Here is a 5,570-nt window from a genome sequence, read left to right as displayed (position 1 = left end):
ACGCATCTGTCGCACAATCTTTGTGCGGTATTGCCTTAGAGCAAGGCTTAAAGCCGAAACTGTGCCGGCAGAAATTCCCCCAGCAGGTGCACGCCGTCTGTCAGCAGAATGGGGAAGTCCGGCGGACAGAACTCCGCCAGCACCTGAAGGCATGCGCCGCAGGGCAGACAGGGCACCTGCGCTGCCTCCCCGTCCGTCTTGCCGCCTACAATGGCGAGCTTCCGGAATCGGGTGACACCGGCGGCGACGGCGGAAAAAACGGCGCTGCGCTCGGCGCAGATGGTCATGGAATACGAGGCGTTTTCCACATTGCAGCCGTAGAACGTGCGTCCGTCCTCTGCAACGAGGGCAGCGCCCACGGCAAAGCCGGAATAGGGGGCGTAGGCATTGGCTCGTGCCTGAAGTGCCTGCTGGGTGAGTGTCAGCTGAGAATCCATGGGGATCGTCCTTTCTGGAAAGATGAAAAAAGGCGAAGTCCGCCAGAGGACGGCTTCGCCTTTTCTGCGGCAGTCCGCAGAAAATCGTTGCTTACTTGCTGATCATTGCCAGAGTGTCCCGTGCGATGAGCAGTTCCTCGTTGGTCGGGATGACCCAGACCTCTACCTTGGAATCCGGTGTGGAGATCTTCCGCAGCTCGCCCTTGAAATCATTGGCAGCCTTGTCGATCTTGATGCCCAGATATTCCATGTTCTCGCAGACTTCCTCACGGCAGTTCGGCGCATTTTCGCCGATGCCGCCGGTGAAGATGACAGCGTCCAGACCGTTCATGGCTGCTGCATATGCGCCGATGTCCTTCTTGATGTCGTAAACCAGCATATCCTTTGCCAGTGTGGCACGCTTGTCGCCAGCCTCTGCTGCTGCGGTGATGTCACGGAAGTCGGAGGACTTGCCGGAGATGCCCAGCATACCGGACTGCTTGTTCATGTAGGTGTCCATTGCAGCCACATCAAAGCCGTGCTTGCCGGCAACATAGGTAACTGCGGACGGGTCAACCGCACCGCAGCGGGTGCCCATCAGAACGCCGTCCAGCGGGGTGAAGCCCATGGTGGTGTCAACGGACTTGCCGTCCTGTACCGCAGTGATGGAAGAGCCGTTGCCCAGATGACAAGAAACGATCTTCAGATCCTTCAGATCCTTGCCCAGTACTTCTGCCAGCTTTGCGGTAACGAAGCGGTGGGAGGTGCCATGGAAACCGTACTTGCGGACATGATACTGCTCATAGTCCTCATACGGGAAGCCATACATAAATGCCTTCTGCGGGATGGTCTGGTGGAATGCAGTGTCAAAGACAACGACCTGCGGAACATCCGGCAGAATCTTGCGGCATGCCCACAGTGCCAGTGCGTGACCATGGTTGTGTACCGGTGCCAGTTCCCGCAGCTCGTCGATCTTCTCGATGATCTCGTCTGTTACCATGGTGGTCTTGGTGAAAACTTCTGCGCCCTGTACGATACGGTGGCCAACGGCGGAAATTTCGCTCATGCTGGAGATCACAGCGCCCTCGCCAGTGGTCAGCGCCTGAACCAGACGCTCAAAAGCCTCTGCGTGGGTAGGGAATGCGCAGTCCTCTTCAACCTTGACGCCGCTGGCAGTCTTGTGGCTCAGGTGGCCGTCGATGCCGATGCGGTCGCAGTTTCCCTTGGCGATGACCGACTCATCCTTCATATCGATGAGCTGGTACTTCAGGGAGGAGCTGCCGGCGTTTACAACAAGAATAATCATAGGGGTATTTCTCCTTTTCTGATGTTACAGCGGCACCATCCAAAAGATGCCGATGCAGGGACAGGAATCTTGTCCTTCCCTATACTATTATAAACTTTTTTGCGGAAAATGCAAGGGGTTTGCAAAAATTCCCCTTTTCATTGCCGGAAAATTCTCGTTTTCCATAAATTTTACGGAGGATTCAGCATGAAAATCAGTGGTATCATTTGTGAATACAATCCGCTGCACAACGGACACCTGTACCATCTGGAACAGGTGCGCCGCAACGGAGCGGACGGCATTGTCGCCGTCATGAGCGGAAACTTTGTCCAGCGTGGAGATGCCGCCATTCTGGACAAATTCACCCGTGCCAGGCTTGCCGTGCAGGGCGGTGTGGACTTGGTCATCGAACTGCCGGCGGCATATGCGCTGGCACCGGCGGAGAATTTCGCCATGGGCGGGGTGGCGCTGCTGACGGCGCTGGGAAATGTGCAGGAGATCTCTTTCGGCAGCGAGTGCGGCGACCTGCACCTGCTGTATCAGGCAGCGAAAGCCTGCCATGTGTGCAAGACGGAGTACGCCGATGTGCTGGACGATCTCACCCGCTCCGGCAATTCCTATCCGGCGGTGCTCTCCCAGATGGTGGAACAGCTCTGCGGCAGGGAGATCGCCGATGTTCTCCGCCAGCCCAACAACACGCTGGCGATCGCCTATCTGAACGCCATGGAGGAGATGCACAGCCCTCTGAAACCCATGACCATCCAGCGGCGCGGGGCGGGGCACAACAGCATGCAGTCCGGTGCGGACGGCACGGCAAGCGCCACCTATATCCGGCAGTATTTTAGCGAGGGCGGCGACTGCCGCCGGATGATGCCGGGGTTTGCGTGGCGGGTGCTGCGGGATGCGGCGGCAGAGGGAAAGATCGGTTCGCTGCGAAATCTGGAGCGCCCCATTTTGTACCGGCTGCGCACCAGCACGCCGGAGGAACTGCACGATGTGGCAGAGGTGGCGCAGGGCTTGGAGTACCGGCTGTATAAGGCAAAGCGTGCGGCTTCGCTGGAGGAGCTGATGGCGCACCTCCAGACCAAGCGGTATCCCATGGCACGGCTGCGCCGGATCCTGCTGCACATGCTGCTGGGCATTCGCAACGAGGACATGCAGAAGATTCCGCACTACGGCAGAATTCTGGCGTTCAACGACGTGGGACGGCAGATTCTGCACGATTCCAAAAACCGGCATTTGCTGCCGTTCTCCCATTCGCTGGCGGAGCTTTCCCAGAGCAGCGCCGATGCATACCGCTGCGCCCAGCTGGATGCGAGGGCAACGGATATTTACCAGCTCTCTCGCTCTGTCATCGGACAGGGGGAAACCGATTTCCGCCGGAAAACGGCAATGCAGCCGCGGCAGAACCATCGGACTGAAACAGAAGGAGCGTAAGAAATCAAGATGAGTACGACCAAAAAGAAACAGGGTATGCGGCGGAAAGTCCTGGTGCTTTTGCTGCTGATCGCTGCCGTTGCCGTTGTATTTGGTATCATTCAGTATCAGAAAAGGGCGGCATCGGAAACACCGGCTGCCGAAGTGTCGCAGCTTGCCGCCGGGGAAGCGTCTGAATCGCAGGTGGTGGCTGCTATGGCGGAGACCATGCCGGAAACGGAGCCGGCTACCGAGGCGGTCACGACGCTGACCCTGCCCGCCGAGCCGGCAGAACTGCCGGTGCGCAGCTGCCAGCTGGACGCACAGCCGATTCTGCAGAATCCGGAGCTTCCCACGGGGTGCGAGATCACCTCGCTGACCATGGCGCTGAACTATCTGGGCTATGATGTGGATAAGCTGACCATGGCGGACGACTACCTGATTCGTGGGGAGGCGTACCAGAACACCTTTGACGAGGCATTTATCGGCTCACCCTATGACCCCACCTCGTGGGGATGCTATGCGCCGGTCATCGTACAGACAGCGCAGAACTACCTTGCCGATCAGGGCGGCGGCGAAGTGGTGCAGAATCTGACGGGCTGTTCTCTGAAAACGCTGCTTGGACAGGTGGCCGGTGGCACACCGGTTGTCACCTGGGCGACCATCAGCATGACACCCAACGTGGAGGAGCGGTACTACTGGACGACTCCTGACGGCGATGATGCGGTCTTTCTGGTCAATGAGCACTGTCTGCTGCTGTGCGGCTACGATCTGGATGCCAACACGGTGACAGTGTGCGATCCGCTGGAGGGGAAAATCGACTATGACATGGATGTTTTTGAGAACCGTTTTGAACTGATACACCGGCAGGCTGTGGCAATTTATCCGCAATAATCTATTGCATTTTGTGGATGTCGTCGGAAAAGCAGGTGGAATCTCGTGCAGTTTGTGCATTGCGCATACGGTGCAGAATATGCTATAATAAACATAAAATGTCCGAGCGGAACAAAAAAGGAGATAGAGGAACTCGCATGAAACGATATGCAAGAATGGCACTGAGCTGTCTGCTGGCGGCAGTTTTGACAGTGCCGCTGTTGGCATGCGGCGCATCGGAGGCGGACAAGGGACCGAAAAAGGACATGTCCGCCGCAACACGGGAATAGCTGGCAGATCTGGCGAAGTCGGACGAGCGTCTGACCGGCGAACTGGAGAACAAGACCATCAAGTGGCTCTCCACATGGGACATCAATTCGGACGACACCGGAAAGACGACACCCGTCGAGCTGGCAATCTTTCAGGAACGCTACGGCGGAAAGATTGAGTGGCACCAGACCACACACAGCGCACGGTACGACGATCTGGCGAACGCCATCAATAGTGACGAGGGCATTGACTTTTTCTATGCCGGCGACTGGGACGCATTCCCCAAGGGTGCGGTTCGCGGCATGTTCGTTCCCTACGACGACTATCTGGATCTGGATTCGGAGCTGTGGGCAGATGTAAAGGATGCCAACGACAGCATGATCTGGGACGGCAAGCACTATGTGGCTGCAGTAGAGGTCACCGGCGACAACTGCGCCATTATCTATAACCGCAAGACCATCGACGAAAACGGTCTGGACGATCCGGCAGAGCTGTTCGAAAAGGGCAAGTGGGACTGGGACGCATTTCAGGACATGCTGTCCGAGTTCGTGGATACCTCCAACGAGCACTACGGCATCGACAGCTGGTACTTCGAGGCAGGGCTCTCCGCCTCCACCGGTGTTCCGTACATCGGTCTGGAGGACGGCAAGCTGGTGAACAACCTGCGCAACGAGGCAATCGAGGACTACCAGAACTGGATGTATGACCTGTGGCAGTCGGATTATATCGCACTGGGCGTGGGCGACTACGGCTGGACTTCCCGTGACTACTACATCGGCGAGGGCAAGCTGCTGTTCTATCCCTGCGGTCTGTGGACACTGGGCACGGAAAAATCCCAGTGGTCCAAGACATTCGGCGAGGACGTGTTCTTTGTGCCGGTGCCCAAATATGAAAAGGCGGACGAGTACTACATCCCCGCCAGCATCAACGCCTACTGCTTCGTTAAGGGCGGACACAATCCGGAGGGCGTGGCAAAGTTCCTGGATTGCTTCCGGTTCAGCAAGGTCTGCGAGGGCGCACAGGAGATCAGCGACCAGCAGTTCATTGACGACTACGAGTGGACGGACGAGATGATCGAGATGAAGAACAAGATGAACGAGATGGCGCTGGAGAACCACAGCTTCGACTTCTACAACGGCATTTCCGCCGATGTCACCAGTGTTCTGGACAGCAGCGAACACGGCGTTCGTGCTGCGTCCCGTGGTGTGCCGTGGAGCGAGTCGGTGAACTCCATCTACGATCAGGTGCAGAACTATATCAACGAGATCAACGGGAAATAAGAACCTGTCTTCACAAGAAATATATGTGGA

General features: G+C 57.2%; 6 protein-coding genes. 4 read left to right on the top strand and 2 right to left on the bottom strand.

Translation table 11 applies throughout. From position 1 onward, the window contains the following. Positions 1 to 47: 47 nt before the first annotated feature. Positions 48 to 437: a cytidine deaminase gene (locus QZL66_RS03230; protein WP_022410319.1), complete on the bottom strand. Its 390-nt coding sequence runs from the start codon at positions 435 to 437 to the stop codon at positions 48 to 50. Between the two features lie 91 nt (positions 438 to 528). Then, on the bottom strand, positions 529 to 1,722 hold the full coding sequence (locus tag QZL66_RS03225; RefSeq protein ID WP_022410318.1) for an acetate/propionate family kinase: 1,194 nt from the start codon (positions 1,720 to 1,722) through the stop codon (positions 529 to 531). Positions 1,723 to 1,908: 186 nt separating this feature from the next. Here QZL66_RS03225 and QZL66_RS03220 point away from each other — a divergent pair, with 186 nt between their 5' ends. From QZL66_RS03220 to QZL66_RS03205, 4 genes are all read left to right on the top strand, one after another. Further along, positions 1,909 to 3,138: a nucleotidyltransferase gene (locus QZL66_RS03220; RefSeq protein WP_022410317.1), complete on the top strand. Its 1,230-nt coding sequence runs from the start codon at positions 1,909 to 1,911 to the stop codon at positions 3,136 to 3,138. 9 nt (positions 3,139 to 3,147) lie between these two features. Further along, positions 3,148 to 4,011 carry a C39 family peptidase gene (locus tag QZL66_RS03215; RefSeq protein ID WP_022410316.1) on the top strand — a complete coding sequence of 288 codons (864 nt, stop codon included), beginning with the start codon at positions 3,148 to 3,150 and terminating at the stop codon, positions 4,009 to 4,011. Between the two features lie 137 nt (positions 4,012 to 4,148). After that, entirely contained in the window at positions 4,149 to 4,280 is a 132-nt protein-coding gene (locus QZL66_RS03210) for a hypothetical protein (RefSeq protein ID WP_022410315.1), read from the top strand. Next, positions 4,281 to 5,540, top strand: coding sequence for an ABC transporter substrate-binding protein (locus QZL66_RS03205; protein ID WP_369677351.1), 1,260 nt, complete (start codon positions 4,281 to 4,283; stop codon positions 5,538 to 5,540). Positions 5,541 to 5,570: the final 30 nt, after the last annotated feature.

It is taken from the genome of Ruminococcus sp. CAG:330, from assembly GCF_000437175.1.
Lineage (GTDB): Bacteria > Bacillota > Clostridia > Oscillospirales > Ruminococcaceae > Ruminococcus_C.
The sequence above is the reverse complement of the archived record's forward strand: the minus strand, read 5'-3'. Positions and strand labels throughout refer to the sequence as shown.